The 16,442-nt window shown below is 39.8% G+C and carries 18 protein-coding genes and 1 pseudogene; 5 read left to right on the top strand and 14 right to left on the bottom strand.

Features of this window, described 5'->3' with window-relative positions; genetic code table 11:
• Positions 1-52 precede the first annotated feature (52 nt).
• Positions 53-952: a LysR family transcriptional regulator gene (locus AR442_RS06145; protein WP_032863558.1), complete on the bottom strand. Its 900-nt coding sequence runs from the start codon at positions 950-952 to the stop codon at positions 53-55.
• Positions 953-1,084: 132 nt separating this feature from the next.
• On the opposite strand from AR442_RS06145, the gene AR442_RS06140 reads away from it, so the two are divergent.
• On the top strand, positions 1,085-2,341 hold the full coding sequence (locus AR442_RS06140; RefSeq protein ID WP_040221781.1) for an APC family permease: 1,257 nt from the start codon (positions 1,085-1,087) through the stop codon (positions 2,339-2,341).
• Between the two features lie 507 nt (positions 2,342-2,848).
• Here AR442_RS06140 and psiE read toward each other — a convergent pair.
• The 3 genes from psiE to yrkP are packed head-to-tail and all read right to left on the bottom strand — an operon-like array spanning position 2,849 to position 5,291.
• Positions 2,849-3,265: a phosphate-starvation-inducible protein PsiE gene (gene psiE / locus AR442_RS06135; RefSeq protein ID WP_014418436.1), complete on the bottom strand. Its 417-nt coding sequence runs from the start codon at positions 3,263-3,265 to the stop codon at positions 2,849-2,851.
• 45 nt (positions 3,266-3,310) lie between these two features.
• The gene (gene yrkQ, locus AR442_RS06130; protein ID WP_014418437.1) at positions 3,311-4,609 is read right to left on the bottom strand and encodes a two-component system sensor histidine kinase YrkQ; all 1,299 of its coding nucleotides are present in this window, start codon (positions 4,607-4,609) and stop codon (positions 3,311-3,313) included.
• Positions 4,596-5,291: a two-component response regulator YrkP gene (yrkP, locus tag AR442_RS06125; RefSeq protein WP_014418438.1), complete on the bottom strand. Its 696-nt coding sequence runs from the start codon at positions 5,289-5,291 to the stop codon at positions 4,596-4,598. Before yrkP ends, yrkQ begins: the two co-directional genes overlap by 14 nt.
• A 262-nt stretch (positions 5,292-5,553) precedes the next feature.
• Between yrkP and AR442_RS06120 the strand changes: the two genes are divergently transcribed.
• From AR442_RS06120 to AR442_RS06115, 3 genes and pseudogenes are all read left to right on the top strand, one after another.
• A complete protein-coding gene (locus tag AR442_RS06120) occupies positions 5,554-6,771 on the top strand; it encodes a DUF418 domain-containing protein (protein ID WP_014418439.1) in 1,218 nt (405 codons plus the stop codon).
• A pseudogene (locus tag AR442_RS20445) lies at positions 6,690-6,934 on the top strand (hypothetical protein). Before AR442_RS06120 ends, AR442_RS20445 begins: the two are co-directional and overlap by 82 nt.
• 316 nt (positions 6,935-7,250) lie before the next feature.
• The gene (locus AR442_RS06115; RefSeq protein WP_014418440.1) at positions 7,251-7,808 is read left to right on the top strand and encodes a GNAT family N-acetyltransferase; all 558 of its coding nucleotides are present in this window, start codon (positions 7,251-7,253) and stop codon (positions 7,806-7,808) included.
• A gap of 520 nt (positions 7,809-8,328) precedes the next feature.
• Here AR442_RS06115 and AR442_RS06110 read toward each other — a convergent pair.
• The 9 genes from AR442_RS06110 to AR442_RS06075 all read right to left on the bottom strand — a co-directional run bounded on the left by AR442_RS06110 (position 8,329) and on the right by AR442_RS06075 (position 14,435).
• Complete coding sequence (locus AR442_RS06110) at positions 8,329-8,865, bottom strand: ATP-binding protein (protein ID WP_029973393.1); 537 nt, start codon at positions 8,863-8,865, stop codon at positions 8,329-8,331.
• Between the two features lie 164 nt (positions 8,866-9,029).
• On the bottom strand, positions 9,030-9,248 hold the full coding sequence (locus AR442_RS21035) for a hypothetical protein (RefSeq protein ID WP_014721544.1): 219 nt from the start codon (positions 9,246-9,248) through the stop codon (positions 9,030-9,032).
• A 98-nt stretch (positions 9,249-9,346) separates the two neighbouring features.
• Positions 9,347-10,723 (bottom strand): Tet(L)/Tet(K)/Tet(45) family tetracycline efflux MFS transporter, encoded by a 1,377-nt coding sequence (tet, locus tag AR442_RS06100; RefSeq protein ID WP_014418443.1) that lies wholly within the window; start codon positions 10,721-10,723, stop codon positions 9,347-9,349.
• Between the two features lie 33 nt (positions 10,724-10,756).
• Complete coding sequence (locus AR442_RS21075; RefSeq protein WP_368073677.1) at positions 10,757-10,819, bottom strand: tetracycline resistance efflux system leader peptide; 63 nt, start codon at positions 10,817-10,819, stop codon at positions 10,757-10,759.
• 113 nt (positions 10,820-10,932) lie between these two features.
• Positions 10,933-11,454, bottom strand: coding sequence for a streptothricin N-acetyltransferase SatA (gene satA, locus AR442_RS06095; RefSeq protein WP_014418444.1), 522 nt, complete (start codon positions 11,452-11,454; stop codon positions 10,933-10,935).
• Positions 11,455-11,615: 161 nt separating this feature from the next.
• Positions 11,616-12,116, bottom strand: a complete 501-nt coding sequence (locus AR442_RS06090) for a DinB family protein (RefSeq protein WP_014418445.1) — start codon at positions 12,114-12,116, stop codon at positions 11,616-11,618.
• 216 nt (positions 12,117-12,332) lie between these two features.
• Entirely contained in the window at positions 12,333-12,665 is a 333-nt protein-coding gene (locus AR442_RS06085; protein ID WP_014418446.1) for a DUF2651 family protein, read from the bottom strand.
• A gap of 121 nt (positions 12,666-12,786) precedes the next feature.
• The gene (locus AR442_RS06080; protein ID WP_014418447.1) at positions 12,787-13,590 is read right to left on the bottom strand and encodes an HAD-IIB family hydrolase; all 804 of its coding nucleotides are present in this window, start codon (positions 13,588-13,590) and stop codon (positions 12,787-12,789) included.
• A 32-nt stretch (positions 13,591-13,622) separates the two neighbouring features.
• Positions 13,623-14,435: a Cof-type HAD-IIB family hydrolase gene (locus AR442_RS06075; protein WP_014418448.1), complete on the bottom strand. Its 813-nt coding sequence runs from the start codon at positions 14,433-14,435 to the stop codon at positions 13,623-13,625.
• Positions 14,436-14,671: 236 nt separating this feature from the next.
• Between AR442_RS06075 and AR442_RS06070 the strand changes: the two genes are divergently transcribed.
• A complete protein-coding gene (locus AR442_RS06070) occupies positions 14,672-15,397 on the top strand; it encodes a MurR/RpiR family transcriptional regulator (protein WP_007612737.1) in 726 nt (241 codons plus the stop codon).
• 95 nt (positions 15,398-15,492) lie between these two features.
• On the opposite strand, the gene manA is transcribed toward AR442_RS06070, so the two are convergent.
• Positions 15,493-16,440: a mannose-6-phosphate isomerase, class I gene (gene manA / locus AR442_RS06065; protein WP_014418449.1), complete on the bottom strand. Its 948-nt coding sequence runs from the start codon at positions 16,438-16,440 to the stop codon at positions 15,493-15,495.
• Between the last annotated feature and the right edge of the window lie 2 nt (positions 16,441-16,442).

Below are 16,442 nucleotides of genomic sequence, written 5' to 3'. Positions count from 1 at the left end.
GCCTCATCCCTTCCTCTTTTTGCACCGACTCGAAGACTTTAATGAACATCGACTATAAAGTCTGAGTTCTTTTCCATAATTCCGCATGTTTTTTTACGATATTTATAAATTCAGCCATCGCTAAGGAAAGCCATCTTTTTTTATGATAAGCCATCTGCGTTAAAATACGTGTTTCATTCAAAATCAATCCACTTAATTTGTTTTCTTTCAACTCTTTTTGTACAGTGATCAACGGTAATAACGAAATTCCTAATCCGCACATCACACACTGCTTAATTGCCTCAACACTCCAGAATTCAAAGGTATTCTCCGAAACCGGTCCTTGGTGTTTCATATACTCTTCAAAGTAAGTACGGTAGCTGCACCCATGTTCTGTATATAAAATCACTTCATCAGATGAAAAATAAAAATCATCAAATGGAGTATTTTGCAGCCTATGCTTTTTAGGGAATATCAATATCATTGGTTCAGTTATCAATTTTTCTATATATAAATCAGCTTCCTCTTGTTCGTGCTCCAAAAGAAACGCTAAATCCACCTTCCCATTTCGGAGATCATTTTTTAATTCCCAGCATGTCGATGATTTTAATGTTATTTTCACTTTAGGAAAGAGCTTTTTGAATTCGTGAATAATCGGAGGTAAACGGTAAACCGTTAAAGATTCCGGAGCACCAATAACGAGAGTCCCCATCGGTTCATCGTTTGATTGTATTTGTTTTACTTTTTCAGATATCCTGATCATTTCGTTTGCATAAGGAAACAAAAGTTCCCCCGCTTCAGTTAACAGCATTTTCTTCCCAAAACGATTAAATAACGGTTTTCCTATTTCTTGCTCAATATCTTTAATATGTGAAGTTATAGTCGATTGGGCATAACCCAAATATTCAGCTGCCTTTGTAAATCCTCCCTTTTCCACAATTGTTATAAATGTTTTTAAGTGCCGTATTTCCATCATGTCTCCCCCCCTTTGAACATCACTAATTCCGATGGAACAGTTCATATATATCTATTTTACCGATGAAAGGAAACAAATTACAATTAGAATATGATCATAAAACACGTTTAGGAAAGGATGGAATGGAAAGTGAGAGAAAGAAAACTCGGCCCCGTACTTTTAAGCGGATTAATTGTTGGTCCTATTTTAGGATCGGGAATTATATTGCTTCCACCAATCATTTATGGTAAGACTGGAGATTATGCCATACTAGCATGGTTTATAATGATGATCATTAGTTTTCTATTTGCTTCATTGTTTGGAAAATTGAGTGTTTTATTTCCGAATGAATCTGGTGTTGCGCATACAGTCGAACTTGCATTTGGACAACATATAAAACAATTAACTTCTGTATTTTTTATTATTGCGGGCAGTGTGGGGCCAGTTGCCGTTCTCATGACAGCCAGTCAATACCTAAAGGCTTTGTTCAAAAGTAATGGTTGGCCGCTAGAGACATATGGAATCATTCTGATGATGATTTGTTTATTCGTTCTATTATTGAATATCTCTTCTGTAGGAAAAGTGTCATTTATGTTCTCCACAGTTGCCACAGCAGTATTGTTAAGTGGCGGAATTAGTTCAATTCCCTTTATGAGGGATAAAGCTTTTATTAAAACACCATTTCATCTTGATGATTTTGGTTATAGTATTCTATTACTTTTTTGGGCTCTAGTAGGTTGGGAAATTATAGGTAATTATAGTTTGGATGTCAAAAACAGAAAAAGAACGATTCCCCAAGCAATAGTAATAAGCTCGGTGGTCATCACAACGGTTTGTATCGTTGTAGCTGCTTCTTATCAATGGATTGATTTACATCACACACACTCATTAACGATTATTTTAACTCCATTGCTTGGAACGTTTGCTTCACCGACAATGGCTTTCATCACAACAATATTATGTATGAGCACATATTTATTGGTTACTGGCGGAGTATCACGTCTAATAGCCTCAGAGAATAAAAAAACAACCTTGATTTCTTTCCGCTCCAAAACAAACATACCAATTGGAGCCCTAGGCTTATTAACAATAATTCATACAATCGTTTTTATTCTTTTATTTATAAACTTCATTAATGTTGAACAAATTGTCGGCATAGCAAATGCTTTCTTTATTAGTAATGCGATTTGCGGTATTTTGTCTGCATATAAACTGCTACCTGGTAAGTTTTCAAAGAGTTTATCATTAATGCTTATTATCAGCTTTTTGATTATCCTTTCTTTCTCATCCATATGGATTTTATTAATGATTGCCCTTATAACTGCTTTTTATTTGATCCGACACTTTATTTGGATGCGTCAATTAGCAAAATCCGCTACGAATTCTCAAGACAAATTACGATTTTAAGAAGTCATGAAATTTCTCACCCATGCTTGGATGTATAAACAAGAACGGGAGATTTTACAGTTCGTATAGGACATAGTTATTTCTTTTACAATGATTACTTACGGACACCTTCCGCTCATTTACATCATTTTATATTCATTTTGACCAGAAAAAGGGCACTGTTTTCAGTCTGTCCAAGTAAAAAAGGAAGGGTTCTTCCCTTCCTTTAGCCCCAACTTGATCCCCTGCCATTTTGAAACCAACATTTGAAGCACTGTCTGCATCAACAAAGTGAGTAAAAGGTAAGATGCTACTTGATCCATACTGTCTGTCAATGAAATTCGACTAATCATTATTTATTAAGAATTTTAATCTCTTCCTTGTAAAATAAAGAAGCAATCTCATTTCCAGACAGTTCATGTCATGTCCTTGGGACAAGTACCGATATCAATTTTTTTATTCTGTTCCAGCTCTCATTCACAATTAGGGACATTTTAGTGGCGTATCGGTATAAAGTGAACTAATTTATTAATGTTCAACAACAGAATTTCGTCTATTGACAATAAAGAATGCACAAATCATTGCAAGAATGGCCATCGCCCACCAGAACGTTGAGATCGCCTGATCATGATCGATGATAATCAAACGAATGACAGCCGTGATGCCAATATAAATAAAGTAGCGAAGCGGGAAATGAAAGTCTGATTTGAAGTATTTGATAATCAAAGCAATGAACTCAAAGTACATGAAGAATATAAGCAGTTCCCCAAGCATCTCATAATAGCTGTCCACTTTGTTGAACAGTGACTTGTATACGAATTGCACGATGTACCATGTCTCGCTGATCAGAAGTCCGCTTAAGGCTATCGTCAGGAAGAACAGACAGACATTGAGAAGCGCTTGTAACAGGTAAGGCGCCTTTTTAAAATTGTTGGAAAATCTCATCTTGTTGTCTCCTATTACAATATTTTCGTCGTTTTGATTCGCAGCCTACATCTTTCTGTTCCAAAATCGCAGCACGATGCAGTACTTGGAATTCTTTTGTATACTGTGAAACTGCCCCTGCATGCGGGACATCATTCGCGCAATGCTTCTTTCACCGAGTCCGTTGCTGTCCGGTGTTACATCCGCAAGTTTAATCGTATTGCTAACATGAATCTCAAATATTTCTTGATCCGATATAAACGTGATGCTGATTTCTTCTTCCGGATCTGCGTATTTAAATAAGTTTGACAACACATTATCAAATACACGCCCAAGCTCCTCCAAATTCACGTTAATATAGGTTTCCGGCAGCTCGCCTGAAATATGGACCCGGAAATGCTCCTGATGAAGGATAGCAATCTGATCTGATATTAGATCGTAGATCACTTCTTTCACTGCAACGGTCTCCAGATCGGCCTCATATTCCTTGTCCAGCAGGAAATACGCAAACAGATTGTCAGACAAGCTTTTTAATTGCAGTGCTTTACCATAAGCATTGGCTACATACCGATCTTTGTTGGAACCCGCTTCGCCTCCCTCTTTTTTGGCAAACTCCAGATTCATGATCAGCGACGTCAGCGGTGTGCGCATATCGTGCGACATTTCGGTAACCAGGCTGCGGCTCTCAGCTTGCAATTCCTCGATAGCTTTAAGTTTATCCAGGAAAGCTTTCCGCAGATCCTCAATGCTCTTTGCAATCATCGCTAATTCATCATGCCCTTTTATCGTCATCTCGTAGTCCAGCTGGCCCCCTTCAAGAATATGAATCTCTTGGTGAAGCGTTTTAAGGTAGCGAAGACTTTGGCGAATGCCCAAGAGAACAATGATTAAAAAGATGAGGGTTGCACCGAGCAAATCCAAAGTAAAGGCCAGATCATAATATCGGGAAGAGTAGAAACCGTCGATAATGACTCGTCCTTCACCATCGCTGAACTTGACCGGATGTGAATGATTTTGAGCATACTGAGTCAGCTTTTCCTTTCCATAATCCGATTCAGAATAAACGGAATCATATTGCAGCTCCTGATCCTTGAATATGGTGAGGTTAATATAATTTTCTTTTTTGACCCACTCGCCAAACGCTTTTCTATCCGATGTAGACAACTCATTTTCTGAAACGTACTGACTGAATTTTTGAATGTATCTCGCTGACTCCTTGTGGTAATACTCATCCGAACTCAGGTATCCCTCGATCAGATCATCTGTGATCTTTTGCAACGTCAGAAAGATCACACCGCTCACAATCGCAGCAACCATGATCAGCAAAGCCAGTTTTTTGGTTAGCGTAAATTTACGATGCGCCAAATCGATATCCTCTTCCCCATTCAGTTTTTATATAAACCGGACGTGCCGGATCATCCTCAATTTTGGAGCGCAGCTTCCGAATATGCACCATCACCGTATTGTTGGAACAGTAAAAGTAAGGCTGTCCCCACACACTCTCATATATATTTTGAGCAGAAAATATTTTGTTGCGTTTGCTCATCAGCAGTTTCAGGATACGATATTCCAGATCTGACAGCTTGATTTGCTGCTCCTCTTTCCAAACCTCATTAAATTCTTCGCTCACTCTCAGTTTGCCCCCGATAAGAAATGTTTCTTCCTGTTCCTTCTTTTCCTGATAGATTGTATATCTGCGTAATTGAGCAATCACTCTGGCGTGAAGTTCCTCTTCCGAGAAGGGTTTAGTCATATAATCATCGCCGCCGGCGAGTAATCCCTCAGTTTTATCGAGTGTACTCGATCTGGCCGTCAGAAACAGAATCGGGACGTTAGAGGTTTCCCTGATGTGCTGACAGGTTTCGATTCCCGAAATGCCTGGCATCATAATATCCAAAATAACCAAATCAAGCGAATCATTCACAAGTTGCAATGCTCGTTTTCCATCCTTGGCTCTTAGCACCTCGTAGCCTGCTCGCATAAGGGACTCCTCCAAAAGATCACCAATATCATGGTCATCCTCTACGACTAATATTCGATGGGTCATGCCTCTTTCACCTCATGATTCTTGATGTTATTTCTGTCACCTTACTATATATCATTCATAAGTAACGTACGTTATAAGATACTACGGAAATCTTAACAGTTTATGAAAGCTGATGTCCGCCACAATTTTGTCACATTTTCTAAAAAAATGATGAACCTTCATAAATTGTTAAGATTCTGTCTTTATATTTATCCATTGTAAGGCTCAAGTTTTTCAGATCCGCACTGCACATTGCAATGGTAAATGGGAAAGGAGTATTGATATGATTGTACAAAAAGAAGGACGCGGGCAACCAGTGAGTCTGCGGGAACGGGTTCATTTTCTGGACATCGTACGTGGATTTGCCTTGCTTGGCATTATTATTGTCAACTATTTTCTGATCGTAGATTCAGTAAAGGGATTCGAAATGGCCTCCGATGACGTCCTGCACAATCTGGTTTCCTGGTTTGCCGAAGGGAAATTCGTTACATTATTCTCCTTCTTGTTCGGAGTTGGGTTTATGATCTTTATGGATCGAGCCGCGCAGAAGGTAGATAGTCCCAACAAGCTGTTTGCCCGTAGGTTATCTATCCTGTTGGGATTTGGCATTTTGCACATCACATTTGTTTGGGTCGGTGACATATTGACCTTTTACGCCGTAAGCGGCTTCCTGTTACTCGCCTTCTATAAACGCACGGCCAAAACGGTGCTTAGATGGATTATCGCACTTATCGTGTTTCAATTCCTGACCCCTGTTTTCACAATGTTGTACAATGTCATCAATACTGCAGGGTCAAAAAACCCGAATTTTTCAGAGTTTACTTTGTTTAGCCACACAACCCTTACTTACATGGAATCCATCAGCACTCGGTGGACAGATATGGTCACGATGGCGGCTGGCTCTTTCTCTATGATCTATTCCATGTTTCTCATGTTTCTGCTGGGCGTGTACTTTGTTAAGATGGAATTTTTCAAAGACATGGAAGCGAAAAAGTTCATATGGAAGCGTATCTGGATCATTAGCACAATCGCTTTTCTAATAACACAAAGCAGTATATTACTAGACATGTTTAATCTTTCTGAGAATATGCTGTGGAAGGACATTTCCTCTGTCTTGGGTCAAAATGGCGGCTTAACCGGAAGTATGTTTTATATGAGCACTTTTGCAATGCTGTTTCTGTACGTTCCTCAGCTGCGAAGCCCTATGATGATATTCACCAAAGTCGGACGGATGTCATTGACCTGTTATCTGCTTCACTCTATCATTGGAACAGTTCTGTTCCTCCGGTACGGATTCGGGCTTGCGGATCATATTCAATCCGCCGGCACGTTCATGTTCAGTCTGGCCGTGTACTTCGTGCTTATGAGCTTTAGTACATTGTGGTTGAAACGATTTAAGTACGGTCCGATGGAATTGATATGGCGCAAGCTGACGTACGGCAAAGTAAACGGGAGTCCCAAAGCGACTCCGCTGCATTCGGAAAAATCTATTCAGAAATAACCCCCTTGCACAGATTGCATGACTTCAAATTAGTTGTTGAGAAGCGGGCATTAAACGGACAGATTTGATATATATACTAGTTATTTTTATATCATTTAGGCTTCTTTGGGCTAATAAATTCACCAGAGTTTACTCAATGTGCATTGCTCATGACCGAATCTAAATTGAATCTTTTACGCATGTTCATAGTCAAAGGCGCCACATTCGACTATTTTTGCAACTTTTCGCAGGAAAAGTTTGAGAATGATGGCAAATCCCGCGTACCACACTTAATACGGCAGTGAACAATAGTAAATAAGGGTTACATGCAGCTTGTTTTCTAAGGAAACAAAGAAAAAGACATCATACAAAAAGACAGGAGAAAGCTTTTGAAGTATTTTAACGCCAAATTTACCGCGGAAGAAAAAGCGGCAGAACAGCTAGAATATTTTACCGAACGACTGAATTCGATATTTCAGCAAATGAAGGAGTGAGCAATCATGAAAACAAAAAAGGAACCAAAAGTTATTCTGGAACCAGCAAAGGAATCTGATCTGCCAGAATTCCAAAAAAAATTACAAGAAGCCTTTGCGATCGCCGTGATTGAAACGTTCGGTGATTGCGAAGGCGGACCGATTCCATCGGACAATGATGTTCAAGAGTCTTTCGACGCTCCCGGAGCAGTCGTATATCATATTCTTCGGGATGGTAAGAAGGTCGGTGGTGCAGTAGTACGTATCAACAACGAAACACATCATAATTCGCTAGATTTATTCTATGTATCTCCAGAATATCACAGCCAGGGGATTGGTCTTTCTGCTTGGAAAGCCATAGAAGCACAGTATCCGGATACTGTGCTTTGGGAAACCGTGACACCTTATTTTGAAAAGCGAAATATCAACTTCTATGTGAATAAGTGCGGATTCCATATCGTAGAGTTCTACAATGAACATCACTCTGATCCGCATATGCATCGCAATGGACGCGAAGATGACAAGCCCCTGCCGGATGATGATGACTTTTTCAGATTTGTAAAGATTATGAAAAAGAAGGACTAAACAATCGAACACTGCGATATGCGGCAGAAAGTTGCCGGTAACTTTTTAAAGATAATTGTTTGGATCGAAAAAATTCTAAAAATATATTTATGTCAATAATTATTTTCACAAACATAAGTATACTTCTATTATTGTAAATGTCCCATGTTTACAGAGTTAATTAATAAACGATACGAGGGATAAACGGATAAAGCCTTCCCCTTCTTTTTGAGGAGAAAGTATTAAAAGGCGGAAAGCCCTTCTCGTTATGAGGGGGCTTTAATTCGGTCTGAAAATGAAATGGAGAATAAAAATAAACAAAGAAATAATTAATTAGGTGATGAACGATTTAAACGAATTTTAGAGAAATACTCCAACGGAGAACTTAACGAGGAACAAATCACTTCTCTATTGTAGGATGCTGCCGAAAATAAATCACTTCACAACAGAGAAACTGAAAGCGGTATAAAAAAAACAGCTCCGTTAAAATGGCCGGAACCGTCTTTGACTTTTGGATTTTGCAGTTATCTCCATCGTTAGTTTAATTAGAATTCAGATAATCCAAGACACGATCAACTCTTTCATTGACTGAGTAATCTCCTTCAATTTTTAACAATGGACAAGATAAATCTGCCATCCAATGTTCGTGTAAAGCTTTGCTTCTAACTTCCATTCCGGCATTATCATATAAAGAAGCCCACTCTAAAAATGTTTTTGATTGTTCATATTTACTGCCGCCGTCTAACACTTCGTTTCCATAACGGTGAAATTCCCTATGCCTTAATCTCTCAAGCCGTATATCCTGCGGAATCCATAAGAAGATGACAAGGTCAAAATAACTTTTTAGATCATCGCCCCAGCCGCACACTGCGCCAGAAAGAATCCATTTCTCATTTATTGTCAAGTCTTTTTCAAGCAACTTTCTTCTTTCAGGAATTTCTCTTTTCTTAGTGAATTTATCTGTCCAATAGTAATCATCAGTATCAAGATGCGTATGAGGCAAATGCTTTGATAATGCAACACCCAATGTTGAAGTTCCGACTCCGGAGGCTCCCAGTATGTGAATATTTTTTTTCATAGTTCCCTCTCCTTATAAAGCAACGAAACTCCCTGTCCGCTGCACAAGGTTCTTACTATTATTTTAATATAAATCCCCAAAAACCTTTACTTTGCCAGGGGAATCCAGATGCGTGTTAAAACCATACTGCTTACGAACATCATGGTCATTTTCAAACAGAATGATTAACTTTCTCTCCGGCCTATTTTAATATCCTCATACACTTTCTCAAAAGTCTCGATTGGCAGTGAAAACTTGGTTGTTTTCTCGTTACGATAATTGATCACGATCTCAATTTGATTATTATTTTGTTCAAACTCAATAAGTGCATTCTCCCATTTATCTCTGATTGAAATGATACAATTTCCATTTTTCTTTTCCTTTTTCTTATAAATGTAATTCACTTTAACTCCCCTTTCATTGATCGACAAAAGGTTTCGGAATAAGGAAGCTCCTCAAAAAAAGGATCAAAACTTTTATCAAGTTTGATCCTTTTCCCTTTTTAGTCATTTCTTTGCGAACGTTTATAGACATTCATGGTTACCAGCCAGCTCATAACAACGATTCCTGCAAAAAGAATGAGCATATTACTGTACAAATAAGCGGAATGATCAGCGTTAACAGGCAGCAGCCTTTGATTCAGCAAGCGGACCGATAATAAACCGCCTGCAATCGAAATACCCGTTCCCTCTGATAAAAAGCTTGTAAAATTAAGCAGACTCATTCCGGCGCCTGCTTCCTTTTGTTTCAAACTGCCAGACACAATTGTAGATATAACCGTTTTTGTGAAGGAGAGCCCCCCAAAAACAAAAACGATGATAACGGTCATGAGCCATGGTGTCGCATCTATAAAAAAGGCAGCGATTAAAAAGCTGGAAGACATCAATGCAATCCCAATGGTCAGCACATATAAAGAACCTTTCCGATCAACAAGCCATCCTCCAATGTAACCGAAGATGATGACGCTCATCGTCCCGGGGAACATAACCCCGCTTCCAATTGCCGCAGTACTTAAATGGTGAACATCTTTCATCATATAAGGAACCATAGACACAAATCCTGCAGCAGTGCCGAATATCAGGCCTCCGCAAAGGGCGCCCATCATAAACAAGACATTTTTCCCCAGTGCAGGGTCAACAAAGGGATCTTGAGTTTTCCTAATATGTTTCACAAATATCAGGAAAGCCAGAATACTGATGATCAGAAAAGATAGTCTATATGACGTTGTAAACAGCAGAAAAAATACGATGCCTGCAGACATTAATATAATCCCCGCGATATCAAAGCGCCCGCTGATTCTTTCTTCCTTTTCCAGCAGTTTCATCAGGAATGGAACGGTGATAACTGTTGCTGTCGGAATAAGCAGCAAATATGACCAGTGAATATAATGAGCGATCATTCCGCCAATAGCTGGTCCGGCGCCTTCCCCCATTGCCACCAGCGACCCGATCAGACCAAATGCTTTACCCCTGTTTTCTTTCAGAATATAGCGTACTACTGCAACCATCACAAGAGCCGGGAATGCGGCTGCACCAGCCCCTTGAATAAATCGGGCCAGAATGAGTACAGGAAAGAAAGAGTGTCCGACAAATCCAATGATCGACCCGAAGCCATTTACCATAATTCCAAATAGAAGCAGCTTTTTAATGCCCAGCTGATCTGATAACTTCCCATACAGAGCAGTTCCGATGGAAAAGGTTAACATAAAGGCCGTGTTCACCCAGTTTGCACTCGCTGGCAGTTTATGAAAATCGTTGGCGATATCAGGTAATGAGACGTTCAAAACCATTTCATTTAATACGCTGAAAAATGACAGAACACAAAGCCAAATGAACACTTGGTTGTGCCGTAAAGCTGACTGTGAATAAGACGTATTCACAACTTTCCCTCCATTAATGAGGGCAGACGCAGTTTATAGGGCCGTTGATACGCTTCCCTCTTTTAATTGGACCCTGTTCATTTTTTTGCACTTCATACATAACTCCCCCTGCATTGATTGATATACCTTATTATAAATCCTCAAGCCGATGTTTTGAATACTTTGCGACACACACCCGCTAAATGACGAAACATCAAATACTGTTATATTTAAAATTTACAGTACCAAAAAACCGCAATTTCATTTGCTGTTGAAAAATTAGAATAAAGCATTGTATCGACCGCTCCTATGACAAAGTTATTTTTGGCATAAAAATGACAAGCTGAAACATTAATATCTTGTGTTTCAAGCATAAGACCGCATAAATGATTCTCCTTTGCCCACTCAACCGCTTTATGTAATAAAGCCGTCCCGACACCATTTTTCCTATAATCTTTTGCAACGGCAATGTCTTCAATCAGTGCGTATCCATTCCAATTAGAACGAAGCTTACTCCGGCCGACACAGTCGTTCTCTGCGTAATAAAAAAAGACAGCTTTATCCTCTTCTTCAATATAACTGACATCAATGTCTTCATCGTCATATTTTTTGACATAAGGTTCAGCAAATTTCTCCTCTGTATATGTCCAAACATTGTCCTCAAATGAAGGGATGATTCTCCCTGGAACAACGAAAGGTTCGTTTGGTTTATTGAAGTCTTTCATATTGAATCGCGTCATTTTCGTTATCATCATAATCACCTTTCTGCATTTATTGACCTTACTTTATGTCTTTTGAACTGTTGTTTCGTCTGCATGTCATGGATACCGGTTTAATAACTCTAAGACTAAAACAAAAAAGATACCAACATCGATTGGTATCATCTATTCATTCGAGCCCTTACAACAATATCCTATTTCGGAGCTTCCAAACCGAATGTTGTCCATTCCTCTTTTGCCGGTCCGTAAATACCCGGAACAGGTAAACCTGCTTGTCTCATAAGGACAGTCATTTGTCCTCGATGATGGTTTTGATGTTGAATTAAAAATAGCAAAAGTGAACCATTTGGCAATTGCTGACCAATAAAGTTGACACATTCTTGAAGTGTATCGTCAGTCCATTGCGTTTTTAACGCCTGTACAAATGCATTACTGGCTTGATGATAACTCTCAGCAATAAACCGCGCCGATGCAGGAACAGGATAATCTTCAGCCGGAGCGTGGAACGTTAAATCTGTGTTCGAGGTAATGATGTGAATGGCCGCGACAGTATGCCATGCAATACGGCCTAAAGTCCAATGTTGTGAAGTGATTTCTTGTTTAAGTGATTCATCAGTCAGATGATTCAGCAGTTTCTGTGTCGCATCGGCTTCGAACTCCCAAGATTTCAAAAAATGGTCTAAGGTTTGAAACATAAAAATCCTCCTTATCCTTTTTTGTTTTTCTATGTATCTACAGTTCAATTATAGTGCTCCGCTTAGTTAAAAAAGAACAAAACGATAGACAGACATTTTTAACAGAAAGCCCGATCTGACAACAACAGACAAAATATAAGAACATAACGGATAACTCTATACTTCTTTTTCTTCAATCGACAAAAAAGGATAGCTGTTCAAACAGGATTCTTCTGTCTAATATTTTCGCTTTGCAAAAGTCCATATCGTCTTAGTGATTGAACCGGAGATAAAACAGCTCCCCGTCATCATAGCTACCCAAATGAAAAATGTCGGCTCGGCACCTATTACAATAAACATGAATATCAAGGACAAAATGAATACAATAACAACCATCATCCATACTTTTTTAAAGATGAAATACCCTAATATCCCTAACAGAAAAGAAGCTGCCGGAAGAAAAATGAGAATGATATACGCGGGACTCAACAGCGGGCTAATACAAACACCTCCCAATTTCAAAACGAGGCAGTTCCTGCTTTTTGTCTGATATGAAGTGATTTTTTTCATCTTGATATTACACCGTTTTATTCACTTTTAACATATTTCGGGGAAATCAGGAGGGAATTAAAGTCTGAGGATAGCCCGCTTTTTCTTTCCCTAGTAATCCTGCCGCATTGATTTTAGCCCATCATTGTTTTTGCAGCGCTAATATTCTCATAATCGTGTGCATGACGCTGCTTTCCTCATTTGATTTGATGACAAAGTGCGCTGCATCTTTTATTTCGTCAATGGCATTCTTAACCGCAAAGCTGTAGGATGCCGCTTCCATCAATTCTTTGTCATTGCGGCCGTCTCCGAACGCCATTGTTTCATCAGCCGAAACCCCTAATAATCGCTGCAGTTCTTGTACTGTTGTTCCTTTATGTATTCCGATATTTGATATGTCCATCCAGGTATCCTCTGATGCTACGATATATAATTGGTGAAAAAATTCATGCAGCTTTTCTCTCGTTTCCGGACAGTTGGCGTCGGGGTCATGAACCGTAATCTTGATAAAATCGTCCTTTATCTCAGTAAAATCAGTTATTTTCGTTACATGTGCATAAGAGGCATTTACATATTTCATCTCACTTTCAGACAGATTTTCTTTTACGATCGCGCCATTTTTTGTGCATGCGATAATGCTATGCCCGCAGCTGATTTTTTCTAAAGCGCCTATAATTGACAGTCCCGCTTCATTGCTGATCAAAGATTCATATACGAATGTGCCGTTCTTTTTTATACGTGTGGCACTGTCTCCTAAAATCCAAAAATCTTTCGCGTCTTCTCCGAATAAAGCTTCGACCCTTTCACACTGCTTCCCGGTGCAGAGGGCGAAAGCGACATGCTGTTCCTCCATTACTCGTTTTGTCTTTTCAAATAACGTTCTGTCAAAATCGCCTTGATTATTTAAAAATGTGCCGTCTAAATCCGTAATCACTAATTTAATCATCGTTCAGCACCTCCGCAGTTAAAATGTCTTTTTCAGACAAAGGGTTTTTCACATTTGAGGATGGAATCAATCGCATTTAAGACCCCTTCTTCATTGTTTGATTGCGTGATATGCGCGGCAGCCTGTTTAATGCTTTCCTGCGCACTATCCATGGCGATCCCGTATTTCACGGCGGACACCATCTCCAGATCATTGCCGCTGTCTCCGAAGGCCGCGCATTCTTCATCATTTATCCCCCATTGTTTCTGGAGAAGCTTAATCCCGCTTGCTTTATGAAGCCCCGGTATGATCAGATCTATGTCACCGTGCCCGCTTGATACAGGCGTGACGAAAGACCCGATGGTGTTTTTCAAATGGCTCAGAAGTACGGAACAATGTTCGGCGGGAAAGCTGATGGAAAATTTAAAAATGTGATCATCGATGTTTTCAAAATGCGGCACCCTTTTTAACACATAATAATACTTACTGGCATGCAGATATTCATCTTCACTGGCATTTTCATGAATATACGCGCTTTTTTTTCCGCAGACAATGACGTTTTTCACCTCATACTGCTCTAAAGCACGGATTACTGCTTTTATAGTGTCTTCAGACATGTTACCCGCGAATAATTCTTCTCCGGCATTCACGACGAAAGCGCCATTCTCGGCAACGAAAGCGATTTCACTTTTGATTTCCGGAAAGAAGGATGTAAGCTGCGCATATTGGTTTCCGCTTGCTACGGCAAATTTAATTCCTCGCGCTTTTAATTCACGATACTGATTCATAAAACGCTCTTTGTTATATGCCATTTCATCATTCAAAAACGTTCCGTCCATATCAACCGCTATCAGTTTGATACTCATATTGTCCTCCTTTTTTCGGCCGCTTTTGTCAGAGACCCTTGAAGAGATCATGCATAAAGCGTATGAACGAATTATATCCACAGGTGTTCCGTGCCGTAAATCATTGGATGACGTCTTGTTTTGAATGACACAAAAAGTGATTTGTCACATCAATATAACACTATGTTTCTTTTAAAAATGATATGTTACGATTAGATGTACATTCACCATTCTCATAAAAAGGAGAATCCCCCTGCATGTTCACACACGAAATGATTGCTTCATTTAATGAGCTTGAAACTTCTTTATACAACTACATCTCCCAAAACAGCGAGAAAGTCGTCTATATGCGAATCCGTGAATTGGCAAATGAAACCCATGTATCGACGGCTTCTATTTTACGTTTCTGCAAAAAAATAAACTGTGAAGGGTTTTCGGAGTTTAAGGTGAAGCTGAAAATGTATACGGAGGCAAATAAAAAAACGATTTTAAAGAGTCCTCATCATTCCGTTGCCGAATTTTTTGAAAGAACAGTAAGCGGAGGCATGGAAGAAAAGCTGAAGGAAGCAGCAGCCCTTGCGGCCGATGCAGAAAGCGTCATTTTTATCGGAGTGGGAAGTTCAGGAATCCTCGCCGAATACGGAGCCAGATATTTTTCGTGCTTAGGGAAACTTTCAATGTATATTAAAGATCCTTACTTTCCGGCCCATTCCCATTTCCGTCATAACAGCATCACGATCGCATTATCGGTTTCAGGTGAAGGAGATTCTACGGTGACTCATCTGAATCAGCTGAAACAAGAAGGCAGCCGGGTCATCAGTATTACAAATCATAAACATTCAACCATTGCCAAAATGTCCGATGTGAATATTTCATATTACGTGACGGAAGAATGGGTTGAAAATGCGAATGTCACCACCCAAATCCCCGCTATGTACATACTTGAATCGATGGCTCGGGAGATATACAAATTGAGAGAATAAGTTCAGGAACGAAAACACTGATACACTGGAAATTTCGTCCTTTTTGTAAAAATAATGAAAAACCCTTCTCTGATGCTAGAGAAGGGTTTTGAGGATCACAGATGAGACACAATACAATTTGCATGGCCGGCCAGTTTATATTCTCCCAAACCGGAAGGCAGGAGAATATGATCTCCTTTTCTAAAGGGATATTCATGCCCGCCTGCAATCATTATTCCGTCTCCTTCGATCACGCTGACAAGAAGGAAGGGCTGATGCTGGAATAGATTTGCTTCACCTTTTACATCCCACTTTTCGACTGAAAAATAAGGACATTCTATTAAAACAGCCGCAAGCAGATCATCTGTTTGTTTATAGTGAACGGTCGGCCGTTCACGGACAGATGGAACGTCTATCACTTCTATACTTTTTTCCAAATGGAGCTCGCGCATCCTGCCGTCCGCATCTTTTCTTCCGTAGTCATACAATCTGTAAGTCGTATCTGAATTTTGCTGCGTCTCTAAAATAAGTGTGCTCTTTCCAATCGCGTGAACAGTGCCGCTTGGAACAAAGAAGAAATCTCCCGGCTTTACCTTAACTCTGTTCAGGAGCCCGTCCCATTCTCCGCGCTCAATCATGGATATCAGTTCTTCTTTTGTAGTTGCGTTGTGGCCGAAAATGATCTCCGCCTCTTTTGCACAATCAATGATATACCAGCATTCGGTTTTTCCAAGTTCCCCGTTTTCATGCATTTTGGCAAAGTCATCATTCGGATGCACCTGAACGGACAGGTCTTGGTCCGCATCCAAAATTTTTGTAAGAAGAGGAAAACGGTCTCCTTCAAGGTTTCCGAATAAATCTCTGTGATGCTCCCACAATTCACCGAGCGTACATCCTTTATACATGCCGTTTCGAACTGTGCTCTGTCCATTTTGATGAGCGGCGAAGGCCCAGCACTCCCCTGTCCGCTCGGACGGAATATTATAGTGAAAATCACGCAGGGCGGCGCCTCCCCAAATTCTTTCTTTGAAAACCGGATTGAAAAATATCGGTTCAGTAGACATGA

The sequence above is a fragment of the Bacillus velezensis genome (genome assembly GCF_001461825.1).
GTDB classification, from domain to species: Bacteria; Bacillota; Bacilli; order Bacillales; family Bacillaceae; genus Bacillus; species Bacillus velezensis.
This window is presented reverse-complemented; position numbering and strand designations above follow the sequence as displayed.